The sequence below is a fragment of the Mycobacterium sp. 48b genome (genome assembly GCF_048282725.1).
Lineage (GTDB): Bacteria > Actinomycetota > Actinomycetes > Mycobacteriales > Mycobacteriaceae > Mycobacterium.
This window is the reverse complement of record NZ_JBLVUL010000001.1, coordinates 2,824,041-2,849,548: the sequence shown is the minus strand read 5'-3', so window position 1 is coordinate 2,849,548 and position 25,508 is coordinate 2,824,041. Positions and strand designations below refer to the sequence as shown.

Genomic DNA, 25,508 nt, shown 5'->3' with positions numbered 1-25,508 from the left:
ACCGTTCGTTCCTCAGCTTCCGGCTTACCCGCGCCTGCGTGGCCGTCCGCACCGACGCCGTGGGGGTTCCGTCAGGAACTCACACCGGCCAACAAAGTCGAAGCCACGGCTCCCCCGTCGACCAGCACGTCGGTCCCTGTGACGAATGACGAACCTGGGCCGAGCAGAAACTCGGCCACCGCGGCGATCTCATCGGAAGTGCCCATCCGTGGAATCGGCGATCGGCTGATCATGTCGCGGATGCCGTCCACTACGGCCGCGTCGGCACCCGCGTGCTCGGTGCTGAGCTCCTGCTGCGTTGCGGCCGAGCTGATAGTGCCGGGACTGATCGAATTGACCCGCGCCGAACGTCGCCCCCACCTGACGCTGGCGGCCCGGACCCTGATCAAGCTGGCTTGCTTGGCCATTGCGTAGGCCACACCCGCGTTGTCGTAATAGTCGGGATTCAGGAACGGCAATGTCAGCAGATCAGCGGCCGGCGTGCCGGCGATGGCCAACTGCTGCTCGAACTGCAACGGCGGCAACATGTGTCCGGCCATGCTGGCGATCACGACCCCCGCTCCCCCTGGCGCGATCACCTCGCCGAACGCATCCAGCACATGTGCGACGCCAACGAGGTCGACCGTGAACAGATCGCGGGGTGTCACTGTGTAAGACGGCACCAACCCGGCGGTCAGCGCCACGCGGGTCACCGGTCCGAGCGAAGCAGCGTATTCGGCGAGTTCGGCCACCGCAGCCGCGGAGGTTATATCGGCTGTCCGCGAATGTGTCTCATATCCCGCGATCGCAAATGCCTCAGCCGTCTCCGCAAGGACAACGGCATCGGTGTCGGCCAGCACGACAACGGCCGACGAGCCCAGCCGGCGGACGATGGAATTCCCCATAGCACCAGCACCCACAACGACCAGAACGGACTTTTGTCCCACCATGTACTCGATTACCCCCTTGAACCTGAACGTATTACCAACCGCGGTAGGGCATTACACAGAATGCCTCAGTCTCGCGTCGACGGTTGCGCGGAACCTTGTGCGGTCTCGCGGGCCAGGATTGCCTCGTAGTCCCACTTGGACGCGACCTTGCCGTCCGATCCCGACCAGGCTTTGGCGCCGGTGGCCGTCCACGTGGTGAACCAGAGTCCGTCGGGGTGAGCAACGCGTGTCGGTGCGACCCCGAGCAGCTCTCTGACCTCATCGAGGGGCCGCTCCAGCAGCTCTTCCCAAGGTGCCGCCACGAGCTTGTCGGCCCGTCTGCCCCTCTCGATGGCCTGGCGGTACACCCGGATCCGATGCTGAACCGGCGCACCCGGGACACCCAAGGCCATCAGGTAGCCGAACTTCTCCAACAGCCCGGCCGGCTCCACCTGGCCGCAATGAAAACCCACCATCGTGACTTCACCGGCCACGTCCGGGCTGTATCCGCCAATGACATGGAACATGTCGTGCAGCGTCAGATAACGCACCATGAAGTAGTAGAAGTCTTCGTCCCAGTTCCGCCGCTCGGCAATGGGGCGGATGACGGAGGCTTCATCGAACACTCCCACGTCGAACCGGTTGATATTCAGGAAGGCACGGAACGCGTGGCCCACCGATCCCACCGGCAGCGAAGCGAGGTACTCGTCGTCGTGCAGCCGGGCACGCAGCTCCGGCTTGTAGCGCATCAGCTTGCGCCCGTTCGGATGTGCGCGTACCTGATCGAACAACCGCGAGTTCGCCGCGGTTTGAAGTTCGAGGTAGCCCTCGTACACGCGCCCGAAATGCTCATCGGAGGTCAGCGCGAACGCCCGCCAGCAGGACAGCAAGGCCGACAAACTGGGCTTGCCGGGAACGACGCCGCCGGGTGCCGTGTACTCGGGGAGATCCGTTGTGTACGACATTTGCTTCTACTTTCGAAAAGATTGCGCCGCAATAATTCTCAAACGTGCGCGGTGCCTCAACGACGGCGATGGCGAACAGCCGGTCAGTACGACCTTAGATGCCGTAGCCAGCTACCGCCAGGCCAAATTGCCAATTGGTGGCATTCACGTTCGGCAACAGAACATTCCACATCACCACCGCGTTGCTCGACCGCCCCGCCCAAACGGCCTCGGACGCCACATACGAACCACGAGTAGCAGCGGAACAACGATGTAGGGGACATTGCCGAACACCACCTTGGGAACATCGGTAAAGGTGTAGTCGAATCCGGAATACGCGCTACCGCAAGCTGTTCGGAACAACTGTTCGTCGCCCAAAAGTCCGACGGTCAGGTACAGGACAGTAGACTGAACGATCATCCCCGCATAGAGGAACGTGGGCAGCCGAATCCAATCACGGCCCCTGATGAACGCATAGATGGCGGCGACGTAGTACGCACCGAACATCACCGCCGAAATTCCCGACGCGGCCTGAACGAAGCGCGGGTTGGCGGCCAGTAACGGGTCCGCGCCGGCAGCGTAGGAATCGTGGACGAACCGGGCCAACGCAAACCCCGAGTCCGCATCCGGCCGGAACAGGAGATTGACGAGGTCCACGGTGAACGACGTCGTCGCGAACATCGTCAAGGCCGCCACGAGAAACCAGTCGTAACGGCGGCGACGGAACGGAATGACGGTGGCATCAGTAGTGGTCATTGCCGGTGAGAAAGATGGATGCTGGGCCGTCGTCACATCAACGCCATCACCTCATCAGCGAAGTAGTGCAGATGCTCGAGATCAGACATGTCGAACAGTTGAACGTACGCCCGCTGCACGCCGGCATCGATGAAACTGCCCAATCTGTCGATGATCTCGGCTGGCGTTCCCACCAGGGGACTATTCTGACGCAGCTCGGCCAGATCCCGGCCGATCGCCGCTGCCCGCCGGCCGAGCTCGATGTCATCGCGTCCCGCACACAACGTGAAAGTGGCCGAGAAGACCATCGAATCGCGTGACCGGCCCGCCTTGTCCATGGCGACGGCAACGCGTTCATATGCAGTCTTCGCCACCTCGACAGACGGATTCGGGGTGTTGAACTCCGAACCGTAGTGTGCGGCGAGCGCAGGTGTCCGCTTGGCACCGAAACCACCGATGATGATCGGCGGACCGGGGTTCTGCACGGGCTTCGGCAGAGCCGGTGAATCCTGTATCGAGTAGTGCTTGCCGATGTAGTCGAACCGCGCTCCCAGCGGGGTCGACCACAGGCCGGTGATGATCTCCAACTGCTCACCGAGCCGGTCGAATCTCTCCCCCAGCGGCGGGAACGGGATCCCGTAGGCCTCGTGTTCGGCTTCGTACCACCCGGTGCCGATACCCAGATCGACACGGCCGCCGCTCATTTCATCTACCTGGGCAACAGATATCGCAAGCGGGCCAGGATACCTGAACGTCGCCGACGTGACCATGGTTCCGAGTCGAATCGAGGACGTCTCCCGCGCCAGGGCAGCCAGCGTGATCCAGGAATCCGTGGGTCCGGGCAAGCCGTCACCCGCCATGGTCAGGTAATGGTCCGAACGAAAGAACGCGGAATAGCCGGCCGCCTCCGCGGCCTGGGCCACCTTCAGCTGGTCTGCGTAGGTCGCGCCCTGCCACGGCTCCACAAAAATGCGAAAGTCCATGCCGAGCAGGCTAACCCATATTGCCGCACCCGCCATGCGGCAGTTTGTGAAATGTGTTGCGAATTAAGACATGTGTCAAGCGCACCGCCGGTGAGGCAATGGTAGTTCCCAATTCAAGTATCTTCGCGGCAGATGCGACGGCGCACACTCGCCGTGGCCAGGCACTACCAGCGGCAAACCCATCGATAACTCGAGTTATTGGTAAATCTGGTGTTACCAAGGCAATCCGAATCCTTGCGTCGGCATAGCAACTGTGGTTCACTGACCTCGCTGTGCAAGCGCTCAACACCGATGCGTCCCCAGCGGCGCATCCGTTCGTTCGCAGCTTTGGGGGACTATGTCGGATCACGTTCGTGCCGCTGGCACGTGCTCGTTGGACGAGCGTTTCGCCCGCGGCTGGCATTGTTTAGGGCTCGCCGGCGACTTCACCGACGGAAAGCCCCATGCCGTAGAGGCTTTCGGGACGAAATTGGTGGTGTTCACCGACAGTCGCGGCGCGGTACACGTGCTCGACGGAGTTTGCCGGCACATGGGCGGCGATCTGGGCCGCGGATCGGTCAAGGGAGATTCCATCGCGTGCCCGTTTCACGACTGGCGGTGGGACGGCGACGGGGTATGCCGAAAAGTGCCCTATGCCAAGCGAGTCCCTCGGCTGGCACGAACCCGATCGTGGACGAGCTGCCTCGAGAACAATCTGCTGTTCGTCTGGCATGACCATGAGAACAACCCGCCGCCCGATGATGTCGTGATCCCACGCATCGACGAAGCCTTCGATGAAGGATGGACCGACTGGAGCGTCCGTCAGTGGCGCATATCCGGCTCTCACAGCAGGGAGGTGATCGACAATATGGCCGATGTGGCCCACTTCTTCTATGTGCATGCCGGGCTTCCGATTTCGTACCGCAATGTGTTCGAAGGTCACATCGCACGGCAGTTCATCACCAACCGCGGACGGCCGGACGTGCCCGAGCTGGGACCGGAGTTCGGCAAGGCCGTTCTGACGTCCGAGTCGACCTACTACGGGCCCGCGTACGCCGTGACCTCCTTGCATACCGACTACGGCGGCTACGAAGCCGAGGCAGTCCTGCTCGCCTTCCACTATCCGATCGACCACGACGCCTTCATGTTGCATTCCGCCGTCAGCGTGCGACGCCCTCGCGGGCTGGATCCAGAAACCACGGAGAAGATCGCCGGACTGATCGCCGACGGTGTCGCCGCCGGATTCGAACAAGATGTGGAGATCTTCCAGCACAAGGCGAAGATCGACGATCCGCTACTCGCCGACGAAGACGGCCCCATCTATCAACTGAGGCGCTGGTACGACCAGTTCTACGTCGATGCCGGGGCGGTGGCTCCTGACATGACCGATCGCTTCGAATTCGACCTCGACACCAGCTACGTCGTCGGCGTATGGACCGACGAGGTTGAAGCCAACGTTGCCAGGCAAGAAGCCGAACGCGCTGATCTGGTGTCGGAACGGGCCGCCGCCGGCTCGATCACCAGGTGACGCCAGCCGATCAGCGCCGCGCGTCAATAATGCATTGCTCCAGGGGGATTCGTGACCAACGTGACCGAGCTTGTCTTCGATCCATTCTCGGACAGCTTCTACGCCGATCCCCATGGGACATTTCGGTGGATGCGCGAGCAGGCTCCGGTGTACTACAACCCCGAACTCGACTTCTATGCGTTGACCCGGCATACCGACGTGGTCGCCGCCTATCGGGATCACTCGACGTATTCGTCGGCCGGAGGCCTGGACCTGGAGATGATGCGGTCGGGACAAGAGCCGCCGAAGATGATCCTGTTCATGGATCCTCCCGAGCATGGACGCATGCGCAGTCTGGTCAGGAATGCCTTCACGCCGGGCGCCATCTCCGCTCAGCACATCGTGATCGCCGACGTCATCCGCCAGCACCTGGACGCGGTGGGACTTGACCGATTCGACCTGGTGCAGGACTTCGCGGCGCCGTTCCCCGTCGAAGTCGTGACCAGGATGACCGGCGTTCCCGAGCAGTTCCGTCAGCAGGTACGGGCATGGTCGGACGAGATCACCCGCTTCAAACCGGGGCAGGTGGGCCGCGACACCAGCGCCAATCGCGCGATCCTCGAACTCTTCACGTTTTACTACAACCTCGTCCAACAACGCCGGGCAGAACCCGAGAACGACATGATCAGCGCCCTGACGCAAGCCGAGGTCGACGGTGACGAGGGCGCCGCGAGCACACTTGACGACGGTGAGATCGCCAGCTTCGCAATGCTGTTGGGTGCCGCAGGCGCGGTCACGGTGACCAAACTGGTGAGCAGCCTGATCGCTCTACTCGCTCAACACCCGGATCAGTGGAACGCCCTGCGCGACGACCCCACCAAGATCCGCGGTGCGGTCGAGGAGGCACTGCGCTTCGATGGGCCCATCCTGTACAACCTGCGTCGAACCCGGGTGGCGACCACGCTGCACGGGGTGACGATTCCCGCGGGCAAGCCGGTTCTGTTGTGCACGGCTTCGGCGAATCGAGATCCGGCTGCCTTCCCCGATCCCGAGCACTTCGATATCGGCCGCAGTTTCGTCGGGACGCCGTCTCTCGGCATGGGATACGGAATCCATAACTGCCTCGGTGCCGCGCTGGCCCGAATGGAGGCTGCCGTTGCCCTGCAACAGCTATTGGAGTTCATGCCGGACTACGAAGTCGACTGGGAAGGATGCAGACGCGTGCACTCATCAAACGAGACTGGATGGTCTCAGCTGCCGGTCAGGGTGCTGAAGTGACGTTGCACCGGCTGGGCGGCTTTGACTCCAGCCTGCTGCGGCTGGAAGGGCCCACACAGCCCATGCATGCTTTTTCCCTTGTCGAGCTGGACGTTTCAGAGATGCCGGGCGGGTACAGCTTCCAGAACTTCCGGGATGTGCTGGCCTCGCGTACCGACGCTCTGCCCGAGTTCCGGGCCAAGCTGGCAGACAGCCCGTTCAACCTTGACACCCCGGTGTGGGTCGATGACCCGGAGTTCGACATCGACAACCACATCCATCGCCTCGAGCTCCCCGCACCCGGTGGACGCGAACAGCTCCACGATGCTGCGGCGCGACTCGCCGCTCAACCCCTGGACCGCAATCACCCGCTGTGGGACATCTGGATTCTGGAAGGCGTCGACGGGCTAGAAGCCGCGGCGAGCGGCCGTGTCGCCGCGGTGGTGCGCACGCACCACGTATTCGCCGACGGTGTCACCGCCGGCGATCTGTGGTCACAGTTCCACGCGGCCGCCGCCGACTCGCCACCGGCAATGCACGTGGGCGGGTTCGGCTCCGTCACCACCCGCCGGCTCGCGCTCGGCGGACTGGCACGCCTGGCCTATCGTCCGTGGTTCTTGGTCACCAAGGTGCTGCCCCAGACGGTGGCGAGTCTGGTGGGCACCGTTGCTCGGGCCATGGACCGGAAATCCATGCGAAGCCCGTTCAGTGCTCCCCGAACACCGTTCAACGGCGTGGTCGGCGCCCAGCGTTGTCTGGCTTGGGTTCGGCTCGACTTCGCAGATGTCAAAGCGATCAAGGACCACTACGGGGTCAAGGTCAACGACGTGATGCTGGCGGCCGTGTCCGGGGCACTACGCGAGTACCTACAGTCCAGGGGCCAGCTCCCGGAGGCATCACTGGTCGCGGTCACGCCGATCGCGGTCCACGACCGAGACAGTCCGACCCGGAACCAGATGTCTGCGATGTTCTCGAGTCTGCATACTCAGATCGCCGACCCGGTCGAGCGACTGCGCGCGGTCGCCGACGCCAGTTCGGTGGCCAAGGAACACAGTTCGGCCATCGGGGACACGATGGTTCAGGACTGGGCCCGTATCGCACCGGGCTTCCTGGCGGCCATGATGCGGCTGTACACCCGGACTCCGCTCAGCCGGCTGCGGCCTCCGTACAACGTGTCACTGTCCAGCGTTCGCGGCGTCCAACGGCACATCCTGGGTGCGCCCATCGTCTACAACTACCCGTTCGGGCCGATCCTCAGCGGCGTCGGCCTGACCATCACCGCGGCCTCCCTCGACGATGTCGTGGACGTCGGCTTTCTGTCCAGCCCCGACCTGCTTCGCGACATCCGGGCACTCGCCGAGGAACTCCCCGCCGCCATCAAAGAACTCCTGGCGACCGTGCCATGACTCGGATGGATGGCATATCAAGTGAATTGGAGGTTCCACATGGTAGCCACCGCGGCGACTCCCGGCGCCTATAGCCGACCAGGCGGCACTGTCCCGGACCGGACCGATTGGCGGACAATCCTCGGATGCTGGCGCGGGTTCGTCCTGCCACACAAGCATGTCAATCAGATGTACGAGGCCTACCTGGCCATGTCGGCCGCATCATACGGGCGCGCGTACCACCAGGTTCGCGCCCACCCGAATGGTCGCCTGCTGCTCGCCGACAAGCCGGATATCTTGAAGCTGCTCGGCGATGACGATTACCTGGCGTCGTTGCCGCCCGCCAGCCTCGGCCACGCGTATCGGTCCTTCTTGCGGACCCACCGGCTCGACGCCGGTGTCTATGACGAAACGACTGCGATCCGGCCCCTTGCCGAAAAGCACAATTGGTCCGAAGACTTCTACTACCTCACCCGGCGCTCCACGGCTTTGCACGACATCTTCCACGTCATCGGCGGCTATGGGCCCGACATGGCCGGCGAGGTGATCGTGTTCGGATTTCACTGCGGCCAGATCGAACCCTCTGGCCCCCTGGGCAAATGGGGCTACGTCATGGCGCTGTGCGTGCCGGGAGCCTCCCCGTGGCACAAGCTCCGCGTGTACCGGCAGGCGGTAGAGCGCGGCCGCAGGGCCGACAAACTCCTGGCCGCCCCATGGGAGCAGCTACTCGGCAGACCGCTCGACGAGGTACGGGCCCTCCTCGGGGTCACTCCGACATCCACCGCCCATCCCCATGGTCTGTGGTTTACCGCGTGGAGCCCGATCAGCGACACGCCATCCGAGCGGTGGGAATACGACAGCGACTCATCCGGCACACGGGCACTGAATTCTGTCGACGGAGAACACTTTTCATGAGGCTGCAGATCAGAAGGCCCAACCCCTTGTCCACCACTGCGCCGCGCCCGCCCGGGCCGAGTCTGATGAGCCTGGCGAGCCTGTGTGCGCGCCGGTCGCGGGAGCCGTTCACCATCTTCGCCGAGGTATCCCGCCGGTACGGCGACGTTGTGAACATCCCGATTCCACGGCCGGGTACACCGATGACACTGCTCAGCCATCCCGACCACGTCCACCACATCATGACCCAGCACTACCAGAGCTATGGCAAGCACGAATCCCTCCGTGAACTCGTGCTCGGTGAGGACGACGTCCTTCCCATGCTCGAGGGTGGCGAAGAGTGGAAATCCTGGCGCCGGACGTTGAACCCGCATTTCGCCGAAAGCGGGCTGGCCATCATGAGCCCGTCGATGACCGCCGCGGTCACCGAACGGGTCGCAACGTGGGCCGCGCACGCTGGGTCGGGCGAATGGATCGACCTGGAACAAGAGCTTGCGACGGTGATCGCCGACGGATCGATGCGATTGATGTTCGGTATCGGCCTGGAACCTGATCGCTTACAGCAGTTCATGAACGCCACGCGCGACTACGGCAGGTACGCGCTGATCCGCGGCCTCATGTATGCCGCTCCGACATTCGTGCCCAGGCCCTTCCGGAAACGCGGTGAAGCCGCGGAAGCCACGTTGCTCGCAGAATTGGATCGCCTCATCGGCGAACGCCGGACTGACGGCCCCCGCGAGGTACCCGATGTACTGGATTCTCTGATGACGATGCCCTTCCAGGGCTGCCCCGAAATGCAGCATCGCCGGCTGCGCGCCGATCTGGGTGGACTCCTGCTCGCAGGTTTCGAAACCGCGGCGGAGGCCGTGTCATGGACGATTGCGCTGCTGTGTCTCAATCCTGACGCACTCTCGCGGGCCTACGCAGAAGTCGACGCCCTCGGTGGCCACCCCGTCGAATACCGCCATCTGGCAGAGCTGCCCTATCTGCGCGCCTGCTTCGATGAGGCCCAACGGTTTCAGGCCTTTCCCGCGTTCATCCGGACTGCCGCCGAAGACGACGAAATCGGCGGGTACTTCATCCCGAAGGGCTCGGACGTGCTGGTCTCCCCATACGGCTTGCACCGCGATCCCCGATTCTGGCCCGATCCGTTGACCTTCACCCCCGACCGGTTCCTGCCGCCGGCCAAGATCGACAGGAACGCCTTCTTGCCCTTCAACATCGGCCCGCACAAGTGCATGGGCTGGCGCATGGCCTATCTGGAGGGCGTACTGACCTTGGCGGCCGTCCTACAGCAGTACACCGTCGAATTGCTGCCCGGCTGGACGCCGAAACCCAAGGTCAACCATGTGACGGTGGGGCTTGTCGGTGGTCTCCCGGCCAGGATTGCCCTCCGGTGAACACGGCTACGCCCTGGCCCCGGCGGGTGTTGAACACGGTGACATTGCACCCGATGTTCACCAGGGTCACCGCTCGGTTTTTCTATCCGCTCCTGACCCGGGCAGCTCGCAAAGACGACGTCTTGTTCCTCAATTTCGGGTACGAGGAGGACCCGCCGATGGGGGTGGCACTCTCCGAGAGCGATGAGGCGGACCGATACCTGATCCAACTCTACCACCGCACCGCCGGCCAGGCCGACCTCCGCGACAAACGTGTTCTGGAGGTCAGCTGCGGCCATGGCGGTGGCGCCTCGTATCTGATGCGAACACTGCAACCCGCGTCCTACACCGGCACCGACCTGAACGCGGCCGGCATCGAATTCTGCCGCGACCGGCACCGGTTACCGGGGTTGACATTCGTCCAGGCCGACGCAGTGTGTCTACCCTTCGGCGATGAAGAGTTCGACATCGTCGTCAACGTAGAAGCATCGCACTGCTATTCGGACCTCATGCAATTCCTCACCGAGGTCCATCGGGTACTCCGCCCCGGTGGCTATTTTCTCTACACCGACCTGCGCCGCCGCGACGACATCGACGCGTGGCAATCCGCGCTCGCGGGTTCTCCCCTGCGCGAGGTCTCGAGCACGACCATCAACGAGGAGGTGCGACGCGGCCTCGAACTCAACTGGCCATCGCTACTCAGCCGGATCCAAGACCGCCTGCCACCATTGGAGATACTGCATCGGATGGCGGCCAGCGTTGCGGGCGGTCCGGGGTCGATGACCTATAACAATCTCGAATCAGGCGAGTACGCGTACCGCCTGTACAGCTTTGTCAAAGACTGATCGGTCCACGGCCGTCAGCCGACCCCCAATTCCCGGACCGGATCACTGCCGTCCCAGTCGGCGGCCTGTGCGCGCACGTAGGAGGCCATGCCGGCCGAGGCCTCGGTCAGCTCCATGATCTCGACGATCGAGGCACCGGCCGGCGGTTCGAAGTAGGCGAAACGCACACCCTCCCCCTCGCCGCCGGACCACACCTGAGGCCAGCCGGCCTCGGCGAGCCTGGTCATCGCGGCATCGAAATCGGCTGTCCAGTAGGCGAGCTGGTGAAACCCCCCACCGGTGGTGGTGAGGAACTCGGTGAAGATGCTGGGCGTCTCGTCCAGTTGTTGGATCAACTCGACCTGCAGATCGCCACTGTTGGACAGCGCGAGTGACAGCTTCACCTCGCACGGCGCACCCCGGTAGGTCACCTGCTGCGGCAGGTCGCGGATCACGAACCACGGGCCGACACCCATCTTCAGCCATCCCGAAATTACGTCGTCCAGATCGGTGACCACATACCCGATCTGACGAACCGCTCCCGGTAGAACCTCGCTCACGCCGCCTCCATCTGTCCGTGCCGTCTCAACTGCACCGGCGAGCCTACCGAGAGCCGATTCTCACTAGACGAGAATTGCATTTCCAGTTATCGTCAACGACGTGTCAACACAGATTGCTCTGGCGCCCGAGATCTCGACGTGGCCCGACGCCGAACCCCAGCTGATCGGCAGCCGCTGCACCGACTGCACAGCCACCACCTTCCCGGCCCAGGCCCGCTGCCCCAAATGCTCCGGCGGCAACACCGAACAGGTGAACCTGCCCCGACGCGGCACCGTCATCGCCTGGACCACCCAGGGCTTCCCACCCGGCGCCCCCTACAAGGGACCCACCGGAAAGAACTTCGTCCCCTTCGGCGTCGGCCTCGTCGAACTCACCGACCACACCGGCCCCGTCATCCGCGTCGAAGGACGCCTCACCGAAAACGACCCGGCCAAGCTGCAATTCGGCATGGACGTCGAACTCACCATGATCCCGTTCACCACCGACGAAGAGGGCAACGAGATTGTCACCTTCGCCTTCCAACCCGTCTGAAAGGCCGCGCACATGACCAACGATGTAGCCATCATCGGCGTCGGCCTGCACCCGTTCGGCCGCTTCGACAAGACCGCGATGCAGATGGGTGCCGAGGCAATCCAATTCGCGCTGGAGGATGCCGGCCTGCAGTGGAAGGACATCCAGTTCGGATTCGGCGGCAGCTATGAGGTGTCGAACCCGGATGCGGTCACCCGCCTGGTCGGGCTGACTGGCATCACCTTCACCAACGTGTTCAATGCCTGCGCCACCGCGGCCAGCGCCATCCAGCAGACCGCCGACACCATCCGACTGGGCAAGTACGACATCGGCATCGCTATCGGCCTGGACAAGCACCCGCGCGGTGCCTTCACCGACGACCCGGCCAAGCTCGCTCTGCCGCAGTGGTATGCCGAGAACGGGCAGTTCGTCACCACCAAGTTCTTCGGGATGAAGGCCAACCACTACATCCACAAGCACAACATCTCCGAGGAGACGTTGGCGCGGGTGGCCAACAAGAACTTCCGCAACGGTGAGAAGAATCCGAATGCGTTCCGGCGCAAGGAGATCTCGGTCGAGGAGATCATGGCCTCCCCGGCGCTCAACTACCCGCTGCGCCAGTACATGTTCTGCGCCCCAGACGAAGGCGCGGCCGCGGTGATCATGTGCCGTGCCGACATCGCACACAAATACACCGACAAGCCGGTTTACGTGCGGGCCAGCGAGATCCGGACCCGGACCTTCGGTGCCTACGAGGTGCATGCCACCTCGGCGCCACTCGATGAGGATCCCTCGCCGACGGTCTATGCGGCGAAGGCCGCCTATGAGGCCGCAGGCATCGGCCCCGAGGACGTGGACATCGCCCAGCTCCAGGACACCGATGCCGGCGCCGAGGTGATCCACATGGCCGAGACCGGGTTGTGTGCCGACGGCGAGCAGGAGAAGCTGCTGGCCGACGGCGCCACCGAGATCGGTGGATCGATCCCGGTCAACACCGACGGCGGGCTGATCGCCAACGGCGAGCCCATCGGCGCGTCGGGCCTTCGGCAGATGCACGAGCTGGTGCGACAGCTGCGCGGTGAGGCGGGCGAACGCCAGGTGCCCGGCAACCCCCGAGTGGGCCTGGCCCAGGTCTACGGTGCGCCGGGCACAGCCTCGGCAACCATCCTCTCGCTCTAGTTCGAGCAGACGTGAATGTCCCCCGCGACCATCGGTTCGGGGGACATTCGCGCCTGTTCGGGCAGAGACGGGCCTCAGGCCGGCAGTTCCAGCGGCTGCGGTTCACCTTCCAGCCGGCGCAGCCAGTCCTCGCAGAACTTCAGCACCTCGGCGTGACCTGCCGTCATTCCGAGCGCCTGCTCCATGACCATCACCCGCGACACACTGGCCGCGATGAACGTCCACACGATGGGCGGCACCTCGGACGCCTCGACGCCGTACCGCTGCAATGCCCCGTCGATCGCCTTGGTTTCCGCCTCGCGGAACATTTCCGCGTAGCGGCCGATCTCGGCCCGCAGCGCCGGTCGGTGGTTGGCAAGCCCCGTCATCTCCATCGTCAAGCGCGTAGCGCTCGGGTCGATGCCGAACCGCCACAGCGCCCACAGCGGCTGCGGCGAGTTCAGAGCCTCGGCCTGCGCGGCCAACCCCTCCTCGGCCCGCCGCACGAACACGGCCAGGAACAGGTCGTCCATGGTGCGGAAGTAGTAGTGCACCAACTGGGGCTTGAGACCAGCCCGCTCGGCCACCCGGCGGGACGTGACCGCGACGTACCCCTCCTCGATCATCAGCGCCTCGGCTGCGTCGAGCAGCACGACTCGGTTCTTCGCGTCCGGCGCCCCGATCCTTCGCGCCGATGCCATACCCGGTCCTCCTCACGACATGTCCCCGACAACGTCTGGCTGATCGTAACCACCGCCCGGCCAGGTGATCTTGACCACGACTCTAACGCCATGCTAAGCAGGTGCTCAGCAATTTTCGAAAATTCTTCGCACGGTGCAGCCCGTCGCGAAACCACCGCAGCGCATATCGATTTCGGGAGGCAGCGCACATCATGAGTGATTCCGGCACGACCAACTACGACACAGTCGACTATTTCACCGACCAGTCGCTGGTCCCCGACCCACACCCCTACTTCGACCACCTGCGCAGCAAGTGCCCGGTCGTCACAGAACCGAACTACGGCGTCATGGCCATCACCGGATTCGAGGAAGCCACCACGGTCCTCAAGGACACCGAAACGTTCTCGTCCTGCATCGCGGTGGCCGGACCGTTCCCGCCACTGCCGTTCACGCCCGAGGGCGACGACATCACCGAGCAGATCGCCGCCCACCGCTCCCAGATGCCGATGTTCGAGCACATGGTCACCATGGATCCGCCCGATCACACCGACGCCCGCTCCCTGCTCAACCGGCTGCTGACACCGCGCCGGTTGAAGGAGAACGAGGACTTCATGTGGCGGCTGGCAGACCAGTGTCTCGATGATTTCATCGCCGACGGCAAGTGTGAGTTCCTCAGCGCCTACGCAAAGCCCTTCTCCCTGTTGGTGATCGCCGACATGCTCGGCGTGCCGGAGGAAGACCACGAGGAGTTCCGCACGGTGCTGGGCGCCCCCCGCCCGGGAGCTCAGGTCGGCTCGCTCGACGGCGATCTCGTTGCCAGCAACCCGTTGGAATGGCTCGACGAGAAGTTCATCAGGTACCTCGAAGACCGGCGGAAGGACCCCCGCGACGACGTGCTGACGGCACTCGCCACGGCGAACTACCCGGACGGATCCGTACCGCCTGTCATCGAGGTGGTTCGGTCGGCGACCTTCCTGTTCGCAGCCGGACAGGAGACCACCACCAAGCTGCTCTCGGCCTCGCTGCGGGTGCTCGGCGACCGCCCCGACATCCAGCAGGCCCTGCGCGACGACCGAAGCCGCATCCCGACCTTCGTCGAGGAGGCCCTGCGGATGGACGCCCCGGTCAAGAGCCAGTTCCGGTTGGCCAAGAAGAACACCAAGCTCGGCGACATCGACGTTCCCGCCGGCACCACCATGATGGTGTGCCCGGGCGCGGTGAACCGCGACCCGGTCCGCTTCGAGGACCCGCACACCTTCAGCCTTGACCGCAAGAACGTGCGTGAGCACATCGCGTTCGGCCGTGGCGTGCACAGCTGCCCGGGCGGCCCGCTGGCCCGCGTCGAGGGCCGGGTGTCGCTGGAGCGGATCCTGGACCGCATGGCCGACATCGCCATCGACGAGGACTTCCACGGCCCCGCCGACGACCGTCGCTACACCTACGAACCCACCTTCATCCTGCGCGGGCTCACCGAGCTGAACATCACGTTCAAGCCGCTGCGCTGACCCCACCGCCCGACAGACGATTCCCCGGATCTCGTCTTCGCCGTATTTGCTATTCTCCGATTGCGAGAATGACAATCTCGCTGGCGAAGACGAGATTCCGGTTTCGGCCCGGTGAAGCCTGGTCTCGTTCTATAGTCAGCCGACCAGTGCCGATCCGTGGAGGTGCCTGTGAAGTCCAGCTTGATCCGTATGGCGATGAGCGCCGCGCTCGGGTTGGGGACCGCAATCGCATTGGCACCGCCGTCGCAGGCCATGTACTTCGGCAACTACAGCCTCAACATCCCCGATCGCAGGGACTTCCACACCTGGATCTGGTCTGCGATCACGCCGTGCCGCGACCCGGGGTCCGACGTCCGGCAGCACGACTGCATTTCGATCGTGGCAATCCCGCAGCCGGTGGCCAAGGCATTCTCCGGCCGTGGCAACGCAAGACTGGTAGACGGTCGCTACACCTTGACGGTCGATGATCCCTTCGGCCTGCGGTGCGGGGACATCTACTACGGGCCGACCATCCCGACCCACGACGTCTACTCGTGGGATGCGAACACACTCGCGGGCGAGATGGTCTCCTCGTTCGATGCCGGCTGCGACGGCGCTCCCGGTGGCGCCTTCACCTACCCGTTCACCCTGACGAGGATGTGACCGATGCGCCATCTGACGAGCCGAGCTTTGTCCATCGTGACAGCCGCCACGCTGGCCGCCGGCGCAATCGCCACGGCCACACCGGCATTCGCCGACGATCCGCTGCCGCCCGGACCACCGCTGCGCCACGTGCAGTACACCGTGACCGCCGACGCCCCGTACTGGGCGCACATCTACTACCGCGACAGCGAGCCCGCGATCTTCTCGGACTACAGCCACAATCCGTACCAGTTCAGTCCGCGGGCCGATGTGGATATCGCGCCGGACAAGCCGTGGGTGTTCGACGCCATGCTGGCCGATCCGGACCTGTGGGCCATGGTCCTGGTGCAGAGCGGTGAGTCACCGAATCTTCCGACCCCTGGGTTCAACTGCAAGCTGGCGGTCGACGGTGTGGTGGTCAAGACCAACAGCGGCCCCAAGGGCGCGTTGTGTTCGATCCGGAACTGGTAATCCGCAGTTCCACTACAGAAACGTCAAAATGCCTGAGGGCGACGCCGATCGCGTCACCCTCAGGCATTTCTCGAAGTCTTCGGCTCAGGCGTCGCCACGAAGCCAGCGCGTCTCACCGTTCATCGGGACACAGCTCAGGAACAGTCCATCCGGGGCCTGCGCCACCGAGTTCTGCTCGTTGATACACAGGCTGTTCTCGTCGCGGATGCCCACCATCGGTGGAGACCGGAACCACCGCGGCTCGTAGCGCCGCGGGGAGCCGCAGAACACCAGTCGTCCCCACCCGTTGCGCGCGTCGACCCCGAACACGTAGTACGAGGTGTTGTCGCACGGAGCGCCGAGCACAGCGTTCGGGTTGATGCCCGGCGTGCAAAACGCGTCATTACATGTCTGCGGTCCCGCGTTTGCCTGCGGGGCAGCCAGCATCCCGGCGACAATCATTGAAGCGGTCGCCATCACCGTCACACGCACGTTGCTACTTTCGCATAGCTGGAAATTAAACTCTCAGTTTTGGAGAATATTACTACGACGAGACCGCCGCAGCTCGCCACGGGCAGGCAGCATGACGGTCTACCCCGACCGAATTCATCGTGGACCAGGCATTGATAGTGATATTCTCCGAAACTGAGAACAGGGCTACCACCTCGTCAGGTCGGCCAGAAGGAGCGTTCATGTCAGTCTCCCGGGTAAGCGCTGCCACGTTGGCCATCGCCGCCGCGGCAACCGTCGGCCTCAGCAGTGCCGCCCCTGCCGTCGCCGGCGAGCAATGGGGCATCAACGGCACCTTTGCCACGTCCTCCAACGGCGAGTGGGCGAAGGTCAACGATCGCTATGAGAACCAGCCCCCGGTTCGCAGCAACTGGACAGTCTCGACCCAGTGCATCTCCCCCACCGAGTGCAGCGGCACGGTGAACAGCGACGCGGGATGGACAGCACCGATCTACACGACGAACGGTCTCTGGTACATCAAGCGGGTCATACCCAATTGGCGGTTCTGCGCGGACGGCACGCCCGTCGAGGGCATGCAGATCTACCGGATCTACCCGGTGGGCTTCGACGGCCACACGGACTTGACCTCATCCGAATACACCGGCGAAGACGTGACCATCGGGCCCAGCGGCTCGTGTGGACGCAACCAGTCGCCGGAGGTCCGGATGCCGTTCTACATGAGGCCTGCCTAGCCGAGAACCGAATAGAGACAAAAGAACTGGCCCCGGGCTATTGCCCGGGGCCAGTTCTTTTCCTAACGCTCTAGGTCGGCATCAGGTCCTGCCACGACTTGGGCGTGGACACCAGATCCGTCTGCTTGTACAGATTGCCGTCGCTGCCCATGTACTCGCCGGTGCGCGGGTTGTACTTGGCAATCCCCACCGACGGCCCGTTTCCGGCACCGCCGTTGAAAGCGCTCGGTGCCGCGCCGGGTTGCGCGGGCAGCGGAAGCTCAGGCGCGTCGGGAAAAACTCCCTGCCCATGCGGGACCGGCGGAAGCTCGGTGAACTGCGGCTGGTCCGCCGCCGGCAGCGGAACCGCGTTGGGATCTCCCGCCGGTGGCGGTGGCACACCGGGCACCGGTGGCTCGAGGTACAACGGCCGCCCCGGCAGCAGCGGGCCCGGCCCCGTACCGGCGAAGCTCGGTGCCGGCTGCGGTTCAGGTGCCGCACCCGGTGGTGGAGCGGTCACGCCCGGCGGCAACGGGGTGCCTTGAAGCGGGCCGAAGATGTGCTCATCGGGCAGCACCCGAGAGTCCGGGGGCACGCCCTGGGCGATCAGGCTGGGGTCCAGCGGGTACGGCCCGAGCGCATGCTGACGCTGTGCGATCGGTTGAAATCCCCTTGGGTCGTTGCACAATTCGACCGTGGGCGCCCGCTTGCCCGGATGCTCCATACACGGGTAGTTGCGCGCACCGCGCACACCGATCGGGGAATCCTGTGGCAACTTGCAGTAGATGTTGTCCGGGGTGTCGATCACCGTGGTGTCAGCCGGGGAGCGCCAGGCAGACGGCGGCAGGAACCCCACCGTGCAGGTCGGCGGATCACCCAGACCCAACGAGAAGTCGGCCATCGGCAGGCCGCTCGTATTGTTCGTCGGCGCATACGTCTGCAGCTGAGCGACATACGGCGGCAACAACACCAGCAGCTGCTCGATCGACGGGTTGTAGGTGAGTGCGATCTGGCCGAAGGTGCTCAGGTTCGCCAGCAACAGCGGCAAGGTCGGCTTGATCTGATCGAGCAGCTTCGTGGTCTCCTGGGCGAATCCAGGACCGTTGCGCAGCAGCGATCGGATCTCGGGATCGTTGTCGGCAACCTGCCCGGTGATACCGGCCAGGCTGGCCGCCCAGGTCTTGATCGAATCGGTGGTCTGGGCTTGCGCATCGAGGAAGGGCTTGCCATCGTCGATCAACGCGCGTGTCTGGTCCGAGACCGCATTTGAGTCCCTGGTGATCGTCGAAGCCGAGTCGAGCAGCGAACCGAAGTCGTAGCCGGTGCCATTGAACGCGTTATAGGACTCGTCGAGCAGCTGACTCAGCTTGTCCTTCGGGATGGTGTCCACCAGTGCGCTGAGCTGATCCAGCATCGGACCGACCTGCTGCGGAATCTTGGTGTTCGACATCGCGATCACCGAGCCATTGTCCAGGTAGGGCCCGGAGTCCGTGCGCGGCAACAACTCGACGTACTGCTCGCCGACCGCCGACATACTGCGGACCTCAGCGGCCAGGTCGGCGGGCACCTTCGGAGAGCGGTCGAGGGACAGCGTCGCCTCGGCACCCTTGTCGGTCAGCTCGACCGAGGTGACCTTGCCGATCTGGGACCCGCGATAGGTGACATTGCTGAACTGGTAGAGGCCGCCGGTCGCCGGCAGTTCCATCTTCACCGTGATGCGACCGATACCGAGCAGCGTCGGCACCTGCATGTAGGCGAACAGCATGACTGCCACACCGACGACCGAGGCGACGGTGAACAGAATCAGCTGGGTCCGGATGAAGCGGGTGAGCATTTATCCGCCACCCCCTGTCGGTGGAGTAGGTGCAGTGGGTGCCGGCGGTTGATCGTTGGGGGCCGAACCACCTTGAGGCGCATAAGGTCCCGCGAAGATCGACGTCGAACCGCTGGACGGGGCCACTGGCTGCGGCGCACCCCCGGGCATGGTGAGCGGTGCCGGTGGCGCCACCGGCAGTACCGGGCCTGAATAGGTGGGAGCCGGGAGATCCGCTGGCGGCGGCATGTTCGGCGCGTCCGGCTCCTCCGGGAACGCATCCGGCGGCGGTGGATTGACCCCGGTCTTGAGCGGGTCGTAGGTGTAGTTCAGGTAGTTCGGATCGCCAGGCACCGGAACGTTTTGCGCGTCCCCATCTTCCCAGCGGGTACCCCGCATCAAGCTGCGCTTGAGGTGCGGGATGGTCATGTCGAAGTACGCGAACAGGTTGTAGTAATCACCGCGGATGGCACGGTCCATAAATATCTGGGTGAACGGGAAATGCGGAGCGTATTCGAGCACCGCATCGAGTTGCGGCCCGACATTGGCCAGGGCCTTGAGCGCAGGTTCCAGGTTCTTGAGGTTCCGAACCAGATCGGCCTGCGAATCGTTGGCCAACTGGTTGGCGGTGGCACTGAACGTCCCCAGCTTCTGAAGCGCGGTGGTGAACCTGGGCCGTTCTTTGATCAACACATCGAGCGCCGGCGGGATCTTCTCCAGCGCCCGGGTGATGACATCACGTTTGCCCGGCGAAGGTCGAGGCCAACTGGTTCAGCCCCTGGATGGACGCAACGATGTTGTCGCGCTGGGCATCGAGGGCTCCGACGAACGTATCCAGTCGGGTGAGCAGGTCACGGAAGTCGGCCTCACGCCCGTTGAGCGCGGCGCTGAAGTTATGGATGACGTCACCCATTTGCCCCAGCCCGCCGCCGTTCACCACGGCGGCCAGCGAGGACAGCGTCTGCTCGGTCGTCGGGTAGGTCGACGAGTTGTTGAGCGCGATCGTGGCTCCCGGAGCGAGTTTTCCCTCGGGGGTCTGGCCGGCCGGCGGGTTGATCGCCAGATGCATAGACCCCAGCAAGCTGGTCTGTCCGACGCTGGCCACCACGTTGGCCGGCACCACAACTCCAGGCTTCACCGAGAATTCGACATCGGCGTGCCAGTCCTTCACTGACAGCGCGCGCACGCTACCGATGACGACATCGTTCATCATCACCGGCGAATTCGGCTCCAGGGTAGCCACATTCGCAATCTCGACGTGGTAGACGCTGGAGTCCGCACCCCTGCCGACGGCCCCCGGCAGGGGCAGCGAGTTGACACCCTGGAAGGCACACCCACTGGTGGTAAGCGCGACGCAGGATCCGGCGGCGATTGCCAGACGCAGCGGCTTTCCCCTGATCATGCTGGTGGTGTCCCTTCTGCCGGCGCCGGCGCCGGCGCTTCGGCGGGCAATGGGCCCGGCGCGGGCCCGGGCGGCGGACCAGCCTGTCCTGCAGCCGGATTGAGCATGTCCGACACGGTGTTGTGCATGTTGGGCGGGTAATAGTCCCCACCCGGCAGCAGCTGCTGAGCCCCTGGCGGCGGCTCATCCGGCCCCCGGCCGGTGAACGGTGGAGGCGGTTCGGGACCCGGGTTGTAGGCCGAGATCGCCGGCGGGACATCGGGTGCGCTCGGCGACCCACCCTCACCGCCGGGCGCCAGACCCGGCTCTGAGTAAATGATGTTCTCGGGTTTCGCCGATGGCATCAGGTACGGGTCGATCGGGAACGGCAGGTGATTGAAATTGATCAGCCGTAGTGCCGGGCCCAGATACTGCGAGCACAGTTTCGCGGTCTCCGGTGCGGTCGTGTTCTCGACCGCACCGATGGCGCCGCAGATGAATTCGACCGGGTTGGAGAAGTTGTTCAACACGAACTGACCGACGGCGCTACCCGTGTCCGGGTTGTAGATGTTGTAACCGTTCATGAATGCGTTCGGCGCGACGTGCAGGAGATTCTCGATATGTATCTTGTTGTCGACCAGGTTCTGGGTGACATTGGCCAGCCGCTGCACCTGCTCGGAGGTCTGATCACGGGTTCCGGCAACGAATCTCTGTACGTCCACGACCGCCACCGACAGGTTCGTCAGGGCCGCATCAAGGTCTGACCGGCTGCCGTCGACGACGCTGGTCAGGGTGGCCAACCGATTCTGGAAGGACACCACCTGCTGGTTGCTGTCCCGCAATGCGGTGACGAACGTCTGCAGGTTCTTGATGATGTCGACGATGTTGCCGCTGCCCTCGGCCAGGACCCGGGCAACGCCGGACAGCTGCGAAATGGTCTGGCGCAGTTTGTCACCGTTGCCGGCCATCGCGTCGGCCGTGCTGTTGATGAACCGGGACACCGACGTGCCGTCCACACCGCTCTGCGGTCCCAGGTCGGACGAGAGCCGCATCAGCTGCTCCTTGACCTGATCCCACTCCACCGGAACGGCGGTGCGGTCCAAGCCGATGACCGCGTCATCGGGCAGTGTCGGGCCACTCGACCGGTAGGCCGGCGCAAGTTGCACATAGCGTGCGGCCACCAAGTTCTGGGCCACGATGACGGCTTTGGCGTCCGCGGGGATCGGCACGTCATGGTCGACCTTGAGGGTCACCCGAGTCTGGGTGCCCTCGGGCTTGATGGACTCGATCGTGCCGACCTTGACCCCGGAGACCCGGACGTCGTCACCCGGGTAGACGCCGGTGGCCGAGGTGAACATGGCGGAGATGGTCTTCTGGCCGAAGAAGCTCTGGCGCAACAACACTGCCGCGCCGACCACCAGCAACGCCACCAGCGCCACCGCCAGCCATTTACCGAGACGACTGCGGTTCATCAGCGTGAACCTCCGGGAATTCCGTTGTAGGGCCATGGGAATTCGGCGCGCGGCCCGGCATTGTCCGGCGGCTGGCCGGCGTTGGTTCCACGCCGGAACCCGAACGCGTAGTCCATGAACGGTTGGAGCAACTGGGCAGGCTGCAGGTTGGGAACGTAGGCGTTGTAATACGCCCCGTTCGCCAGCGTTTCGGCCTGGGACAACTGGAACTTGTTCATATTCGGCAGGGCCTTGGTGATGTTGTCGCGATTACGTTCCAGCATCGCGGTCACCGAGTTGAGCCGCTTGAGCGTCGGCGCCAGCTGCGCCTCGTTGTCGGCGACGAGGCCCGAGAGCTGTTGCGAGACAGCCGCAGTGTTGGCCAGCAGATCGACGATGGCCTGACGCCGGTCGTTGAGCACGCCGAGCAGATCATTGGCGTTGAGGATCAACGTGTTCAATTGATCGCTGCGCTGCGACAGCACCACGGTCACGTCGCTGGCACTCTTGAGCAGGCTGGCAAGACTCTCGTTGCGGCCGTTGATCGATTTCGACAACCGGCTCAGGCCGTCGAATGTCGGCCCGAGCTTGGGAGCCACCTGGTCGATGGTGGCCGACAGCGTGTCCAGCGACTGGTTCAGCGACGCCGTGTCGGTACCCGCCGAATTGGTGGTCAGGTCACTGACCGCGTCGGTCAGCGAGTACGGCGACGACGTGCGCGACGTGGGGATCACGTCGGTGGTGCGCAGCGTCCCGGCGCCATCGGACTCCAACGTCAGCACCCGCTCACCCAGCAGTGAACCGGTGCGGATGTGCGCGGTGGTCAGCGACCCCAGAGGGTACTTGCCCTCGGTGGTGAAGGTGACCAACGCGTCGCCGTTCTGCAGCGACACGTCGGTGACCGCACCGATCTTGATGCCCGACAAGGTGACGTCGTTGCCGGCGGCGATCCCGCCGGCCTCGGTGAACAATGCCTGATGACGCACCGAGGAGGCCCATTGCTGGAGCCGCTCCGGCTGTAGCCCGACGGCGATGATGAGCATCATCAGCACGACGCCGATGAAACCCGCCTTGATCAGATTTGATTCGCGGTACTTAAGCATCAGGGCTCCGCGCACCTCCCGCCTTCTTGTTTGATCATCGGGAAGTGCGCAGTGCGCCCCTGTAGATCGGTGACACGGATACCAAGTCCGCAGATGTAGTACATGATCCAGCTGCCGTAGGAACCCAGCCGGGCCAGTTTGCGGAAGTTGTCAGGGGCTTTCTGCAGGCCCCGGTCCAGGACGATCTGATGGTCATCGAGCAACGGCGCCAGCCGGTTCATCTGATCGACGGTGCCCTTGAGCGGAGGACGCGCCTCGGTGAGCAGGCTTGCAAGCGAGGCCGTCCCGTTGTCGAGCTGGGTCACCGCAGTACCTAACGGGTCGCGATCCTGCGACAAGCCGCTGATCAACTGCTCGAGACGGTCGACCGTTCCGTCGAACTTCTTACCGTCCTTGGCCAGCGTTCCGACCACCGAGTTCAGGTTGTCGATCAGCTGCTGGATCACCTGGTCGTTGTTGGCCAACGTGTTCGAGAACGAGGAGGTCTTGCTCAGCAGCGAGTCCAGGGTGTCGCCTTGCCCTTGGAAGATCTGAATCAGCGAAGAGGTCAGCGCATTGACGTCCTGGGGGTTGAGCCCCTGGATCACCGGGCGCAGGCCGCCGAGTAACAGATCGAGGTCCAGAGCACTTGCGGTGCGGTCCTTGGGTATCTGGGACCCGGCCGGCAGCAGCTTGGTCGACCCGGGGCTGTCGATCAGTTCCAGGTAGCGGTCCCCCACCAGGTTCAGGTAGCGCACCGCGACGTTGGTGCTGGTGGTCAGCGCAACGCTACGGTCGGTGTCGAATTCCACCTTCACGGACTTGTCCGGTTGCAGCGAAACGCTTTTCACCGTGCCAACCCGGACACCGGCAACGCGCACCGAGTCCCCGGATTCCAACCGTGAGGCGTCACCGAAGATCGCCGAGTAACCCGAGTAGGAGCCGCCGCGGTATTCCGAGAACGTCATGAACAGGAAGGCCGTCAGGACGGCCATCACCACCGCGAAGGACGCGAACTTGATGAATGTGCTTCTGCCGCGCTTCATCCTGGTTGTCCCGTCTGCATGGTGTTACGTGGCGGGCCGTCCAGCGGACCGAACAGGATCTGCTTGAGCCCGTCGGAGTTGAGGAGGATGCCCTGGTTGCCGTACTTCCACGGGTTGGCGTTGGTGTCGGTGACGAGGTACTTGGCCTTGTTTCCGAATCCGATGTACGGCAGGCCCATGCACTGCGGACCGCCCTTGGCTGCCACCTTGGGGAGGTTGGAGGGGTAGCGGTAACGCTCGATGCCCAGCGTGAACGCCACGTTAACCACGACCCCGGGTTCCATCTGCGGTGGCTGGTTGAGGAGGTACAGCATGCCTTTGAGACCGCACTCGATACCGGGTGCGTACTCGTTGAGGAGATCGGTGGTGGGCGCCAACAGTTTCAGCGTGGTGCTGAGTGCCTGCCGGTTGCCGCCGATGACGTCGTTGCCGGCGTCGGCCAGGCCGATCGAGCTGACCAGGAAGTTGTCGAGATTCTGCTGCTCGGCCACGATGCTGTCGCTGAGCCGGTTGGTGTTGTCGACCGTCTTCAGCAGATCGGGTGCCGCGTCACCGTAGGCCTTCGACACGGCAGCCATGCTCTCGATGTCGCCCGTGAGATTGGGCAGGCTGGGCTCGATCTTCTTCAGCACCGCATCGAAGTCGGACAGGGACTGCCCCATGGCCTCGCCGCGCCCGGAGAAGGCTGACGACAGCGCGCCCAAGGTCTCGTTGAGCTTGGCCGGGTCGATCTTGTTCAACACATTGGTGAGTTGCTGGAAGACCGTGTTCATCTCGACGGTCACGTGGTCGCCCTGCAGGGTCTGGCCCGGACGGAGCTTGTCGGCGGAGGGGTTCTCCGGCGCGACGAGTTGGACGTACTTGGCGCCGAACACGGTGGTCGAGGCGATATCGGCCTGAACATTGCCGGGGATCAGTCGCAGCTGCGCCGGGTTCATCGCCAGGTGAAGTACGGCCTTGCCGTCGGGGCGCTGCTCGATCGAGCTGACGGTGCCGACCTGCACCCCCCGCATCTTCACCTTGGCGTCCGGGTTCATCACCAGGCCGGCCCGATCGGAGATCAGGGTGACTGGCTCGGTCTTGGTGAAGCTGCCGCGGAACAGCGCGACCGCCAAGCCGAAGATCAGGCCGATGGCAACCACGGTGGCCAATCCGGCCAGTGGCCGCGCGGAGCCCCGCGCACCGAAGCTGCGTCCGGGGCGGGCCGCCACCGGCGAGGCGCTACTTGTCGTTTCGGACCGGTGGGCTGGGCCCGGTCCAACGTTTCGTGTCAA

At 64.1% G+C, this 25,508-nt stretch carries 24 protein-coding genes and 1 pseudogene; 12 read left to right on the top strand and 13 right to left on the bottom strand.

Annotated elements, in window-relative coordinates; genetic code table 11:
• Positions 1-71 precede the first annotated feature (71 nt).
• The 4 genes from ACNQR1_RS13970 to ACNQR1_RS13955 form a co-directional block, all read right to left on the bottom strand.
• Entirely contained in the window at positions 72-929 is an 858-nt protein-coding gene (locus ACNQR1_RS13970; RefSeq protein ID WP_418046826.1) for an SDR family oxidoreductase, read from the bottom strand.
• Between the two features lie 65 nt (positions 930-994).
• Positions 995-1,873, bottom strand: coding sequence for a Coq4 family protein (locus ACNQR1_RS13965; protein WP_418046825.1), 879 nt, complete (start codon positions 1,871-1,873; stop codon positions 995-997).
• A 171-nt stretch (positions 1,874-2,044) separates the two neighbouring features.
• On the bottom strand, positions 2,045-2,644 hold the full coding sequence (locus ACNQR1_RS13960) for an EXPERA domain-containing protein (RefSeq protein WP_418046824.1): 600 nt from the start codon (positions 2,642-2,644) through the stop codon (positions 2,045-2,047).
• Positions 2,641-3,570 carry an LLM class F420-dependent oxidoreductase gene (locus ACNQR1_RS13955; protein ID WP_418046823.1) on the bottom strand — a complete coding sequence of 310 codons (930 nt, stop codon included), beginning with the start codon at positions 3,568-3,570 and terminating at the stop codon, positions 2,641-2,643. Before ACNQR1_RS13955 ends, ACNQR1_RS13960 begins: the two co-directional genes overlap by 4 nt.
• Before the next feature lie 337 nt (positions 3,571-3,907).
• On the opposite strand from ACNQR1_RS13955, the gene ACNQR1_RS13950 reads away from it, so the two are divergent.
• From ACNQR1_RS13950 to ACNQR1_RS13925, 6 genes are read left to right on the top strand one after another with little or no spacing between them, the layout of a single operon-like run.
• Entirely contained in the window at positions 3,908-5,077 is a 1,170-nt protein-coding gene (locus ACNQR1_RS13950; protein WP_418046822.1) for a Rieske 2Fe-2S domain-containing protein, read from the top strand.
• A gap of 51 nt (positions 5,078-5,128) precedes the next feature.
• Positions 5,129-6,334, top strand: a complete 1,206-nt coding sequence (locus ACNQR1_RS13945) for a cytochrome P450 (protein WP_418046821.1) — start codon at positions 5,129-5,131, stop codon at positions 6,332-6,334.
• Positions 6,331-7,719 (top strand): WS/DGAT/MGAT family O-acyltransferase, encoded by a 1,389-nt coding sequence (locus tag ACNQR1_RS13940; RefSeq protein WP_418046820.1) that lies wholly within the window; start codon positions 6,331-6,333, stop codon positions 7,717-7,719. Before ACNQR1_RS13945 ends, ACNQR1_RS13940 begins: the two co-directional genes overlap by 4 nt.
• A gap of 39 nt (positions 7,720-7,758) precedes the next feature.
• On the top strand, positions 7,759-8,613 hold the full coding sequence (locus tag ACNQR1_RS13935; RefSeq protein WP_418046819.1) for a Coq4 family protein: 855 nt from the start codon (positions 7,759-7,761) through the stop codon (positions 8,611-8,613).
• On the top strand, positions 8,610-9,992 hold the full coding sequence (locus ACNQR1_RS13930; protein ID WP_418046818.1) for a cytochrome P450: 1,383 nt from the start codon (positions 8,610-8,612) through the stop codon (positions 9,990-9,992). Before ACNQR1_RS13935 ends, ACNQR1_RS13930 begins: the two co-directional genes overlap by 4 nt.
• Positions 9,989-10,816: a phthiotriol/phenolphthiotriol dimycocerosates methyltransferase gene (locus ACNQR1_RS13925; protein ID WP_418046817.1), complete on the top strand. Its 828-nt coding sequence runs from the start codon at positions 9,989-9,991 to the stop codon at positions 10,814-10,816. Before ACNQR1_RS13930 ends, ACNQR1_RS13925 begins: the two co-directional genes overlap by 4 nt.
• Positions 10,817-10,830: 14 nt before the next feature.
• Here ACNQR1_RS13925 and ACNQR1_RS13920 read toward each other — a convergent pair whose 3' ends face one another.
• The gene (locus ACNQR1_RS13920; RefSeq protein ID WP_418046816.1) at positions 10,831-11,355 is read right to left on the bottom strand and encodes a VOC family protein; all 525 of its coding nucleotides are present in this window, start codon (positions 11,353-11,355) and stop codon (positions 10,831-10,833) included.
• Positions 11,356-11,443: 88 nt separating this feature from the next.
• Between ACNQR1_RS13920 and ACNQR1_RS13915 the strand changes: the two genes are divergently transcribed.
• A complete protein-coding gene (locus ACNQR1_RS13915) occupies positions 11,444-11,887 on the top strand; it encodes a Zn-ribbon domain-containing OB-fold protein (RefSeq protein ID WP_418050362.1) in 444 nt (147 codons plus the stop codon).
• Positions 11,888-11,899: 12 nt separating this feature from the next.
• Complete coding sequence (locus tag ACNQR1_RS13910) at positions 11,900-13,045, top strand: thiolase family protein (RefSeq protein WP_418046815.1); 1,146 nt, start codon at positions 11,900-11,902, stop codon at positions 13,043-13,045.
• 74 nt (positions 13,046-13,119) lie between these two features.
• On the opposite strand, the gene ACNQR1_RS13905 is transcribed toward ACNQR1_RS13910, so the two are convergent.
• Positions 13,120-13,725, bottom strand: coding sequence for a TetR/AcrR family transcriptional regulator (locus tag ACNQR1_RS13905; RefSeq protein WP_418046814.1), 606 nt, complete (start codon positions 13,723-13,725; stop codon positions 13,120-13,122).
• Between the two features lie 191 nt (positions 13,726-13,916).
• On the opposite strand from ACNQR1_RS13905, the gene ACNQR1_RS13900 reads away from it, so the two are divergent.
• The 3 genes from ACNQR1_RS13900 (at position 13,917) to ACNQR1_RS13890 (ending at position 16,301) form a co-directional block, all read left to right on the top strand.
• On the top strand, positions 13,917-15,209 hold the full coding sequence (locus tag ACNQR1_RS13900) for a cytochrome P450 (RefSeq protein WP_418046813.1): 1,293 nt from the start codon (positions 13,917-13,919) through the stop codon (positions 15,207-15,209).
• Positions 15,210-15,377: 168 nt separating this feature from the next.
• Positions 15,378-15,851, top strand: coding sequence for a hypothetical protein (locus ACNQR1_RS13895; protein ID WP_418046812.1), 474 nt, complete (start codon positions 15,378-15,380; stop codon positions 15,849-15,851).
• Positions 15,852-15,854: 3 nt separating this feature from the next.
• Positions 15,855-16,301, top strand: a complete 447-nt coding sequence (locus ACNQR1_RS13890) for a hypothetical protein (protein ID WP_418046811.1) — start codon at positions 15,855-15,857, stop codon at positions 16,299-16,301.
• An 84-nt stretch (positions 16,302-16,385) separates the two neighbouring features.
• On the opposite strand, the gene ACNQR1_RS13885 is transcribed toward ACNQR1_RS13890, so the two are convergent.
• Complete coding sequence (locus ACNQR1_RS13885) at positions 16,386-16,757, bottom strand: hypothetical protein (RefSeq protein ID WP_418030084.1); 372 nt, start codon at positions 16,755-16,757, stop codon at positions 16,386-16,388.
• 215 nt (positions 16,758-16,972) lie between these two features.
• Here ACNQR1_RS13885 and ACNQR1_RS13880 point away from each other — a divergent pair, with 215 nt between their 5' ends.
• The gene (locus ACNQR1_RS13880) at positions 16,973-17,482 is read left to right on the top strand and encodes a hypothetical protein (protein WP_418046810.1); all 510 of its coding nucleotides are present in this window, start codon (positions 16,973-16,975) and stop codon (positions 17,480-17,482) included.
• A gap of 70 nt (positions 17,483-17,552) precedes the next feature.
• Here ACNQR1_RS13880 and ACNQR1_RS13875 read toward each other — a convergent pair whose 3' ends face one another.
• The 6 genes and pseudogenes from ACNQR1_RS13875 to ACNQR1_RS13850 form a co-directional block, all read right to left on the bottom strand.
• On the bottom strand, positions 17,553-19,295 hold the full coding sequence (locus ACNQR1_RS13875; protein ID WP_418046809.1) for an MCE family protein: 1,743 nt from the start codon (positions 19,293-19,295) through the stop codon (positions 17,553-17,555).
• Positions 19,296-20,676, bottom strand: a pseudogene (locus ACNQR1_RS13870) (MCE family protein). It abuts the gene before it with no gap.
• On the bottom strand, positions 20,673-22,127 hold the full coding sequence (locus ACNQR1_RS13865) for an MCE family protein (RefSeq protein ID WP_418046808.1): 1,455 nt from the start codon (positions 22,125-22,127) through the stop codon (positions 20,673-20,675). The pseudogene ACNQR1_RS13870 and the gene ACNQR1_RS13865 overlap by 4 nt, the downstream one beginning before the upstream one ends.
• Positions 22,127-23,209 (bottom strand): MCE family protein, encoded by a 1,083-nt coding sequence (locus ACNQR1_RS13860; RefSeq protein ID WP_418046807.1) that lies wholly within the window; start codon positions 23,207-23,209, stop codon positions 22,127-22,129. The genes ACNQR1_RS13865 and ACNQR1_RS13860 overlap by 1 nt, the downstream gene beginning before the upstream one ends.
• Complete coding sequence (locus ACNQR1_RS13855; protein ID WP_418046806.1) at positions 23,209-24,234, bottom strand: MCE family protein; 1,026 nt, start codon at positions 24,232-24,234, stop codon at positions 23,209-23,211. The genes ACNQR1_RS13860 and ACNQR1_RS13855 overlap by 1 nt, the downstream gene beginning before the upstream one ends.
• Positions 24,231-25,508 (bottom strand): MCE family protein, encoded by a 1,278-nt coding sequence (locus tag ACNQR1_RS13850; protein WP_418046805.1) that lies wholly within the window; start codon positions 25,506-25,508, stop codon positions 24,231-24,233. The genes ACNQR1_RS13855 and ACNQR1_RS13850 overlap by 4 nt, the downstream gene beginning before the upstream one ends.

What these genes read in the sequence shown, in the direction of transcription:
- ACNQR1_RS13970 (WP_418046826.1), bottom strand. Translation starts at nt 929, where the DNA reads ATGGTGGGACAAAAGTCCGTTCTGGTCGTTGTGGGTGCTGGTGCTATG.
- ACNQR1_RS13965 (WP_418046825.1), bottom strand. Translation starts at nt 1,873, where the DNA reads ATGTCGTACACAACGGATCTCCCCGAGTACACGGCACCCGGCGGCGTC.
- ACNQR1_RS13955 (WP_418046823.1), bottom strand. Translation starts at nt 3,570, where the DNA reads ATGGACTTTCGCATTTTTGTGGAGCCGTGGCAGGGCGCGACCTACGCA.
- ACNQR1_RS13950 (WP_418046822.1), top strand. Translation starts at nt 3,908, where the DNA reads ATGTCGGATCACGTTCGTGCCGCTGGCACGTGCTCGTTGGACGAGCGT.
- ACNQR1_RS13935 (WP_418046819.1), top strand. Translation starts at nt 7,759, where the DNA reads ATGGTAGCCACCGCGGCGACTCCCGGCGCCTATAGCCGACCAGGCGGC.
- ACNQR1_RS13930 (WP_418046818.1), top strand. Translation starts at nt 8,610, where the DNA reads ATGAGGCTGCAGATCAGAAGGCCCAACCCCTTGTCCACCACTGCGCCG.
- ACNQR1_RS13910 (WP_418046815.1), top strand. Translation starts at nt 11,900, where the DNA reads ATGACCAACGATGTAGCCATCATCGGCGTCGGCCTGCACCCGTTCGGC.
- ACNQR1_RS13905 (WP_418046814.1), bottom strand. Translation starts at nt 13,725, where the DNA reads ATGGCATCGGCGCGAAGGATCGGGGCGCCGGACGCGAAGAACCGAGTC.
- ACNQR1_RS13900 (WP_418046813.1), top strand. Translation starts at nt 13,917, where the DNA reads ATGAGTGATTCCGGCACGACCAACTACGACACAGTCGACTATTTCACC.
- ACNQR1_RS13890 (WP_418046811.1), top strand. Translation starts at nt 15,855, where the DNA reads ATGCGCCATCTGACGAGCCGAGCTTTGTCCATCGTGACAGCCGCCACG.
- ACNQR1_RS13885 (WP_418030084.1), bottom strand. Translation starts at nt 16,757, where the DNA reads ATGGCGACCGCTTCAATGATTGTCGCCGGGATGCTGGCTGCCCCGCAG.
- ACNQR1_RS13880 (WP_418046810.1), top strand. Translation starts at nt 16,973, where the DNA reads ATGTCAGTCTCCCGGGTAAGCGCTGCCACGTTGGCCATCGCCGCCGCG.
- ACNQR1_RS13875 (WP_418046809.1), bottom strand. Translation starts at nt 19,295, where the DNA reads ATGCTCACCCGCTTCATCCGGACCCAGCTGATTCTGTTCACCGTCGCC.
- ACNQR1_RS13865 (WP_418046808.1), bottom strand. Translation starts at nt 22,127, where the DNA reads ATGAACCGCAGTCGTCTCGGTAAATGGCTGGCGGTGGCGCTGGTGGCG.
- ACNQR1_RS13860 (WP_418046807.1), bottom strand. Translation starts at nt 23,209, where the DNA reads ATGCTTAAGTACCGCGAATCAAATCTGATCAAGGCGGGTTTCATCGGC.
- ACNQR1_RS13855 (WP_418046806.1), bottom strand. Translation starts at nt 24,234, where the DNA reads ATGAAGCGCGGCAGAAGCACATTCATCAAGTTCGCGTCCTTCGCGGTG.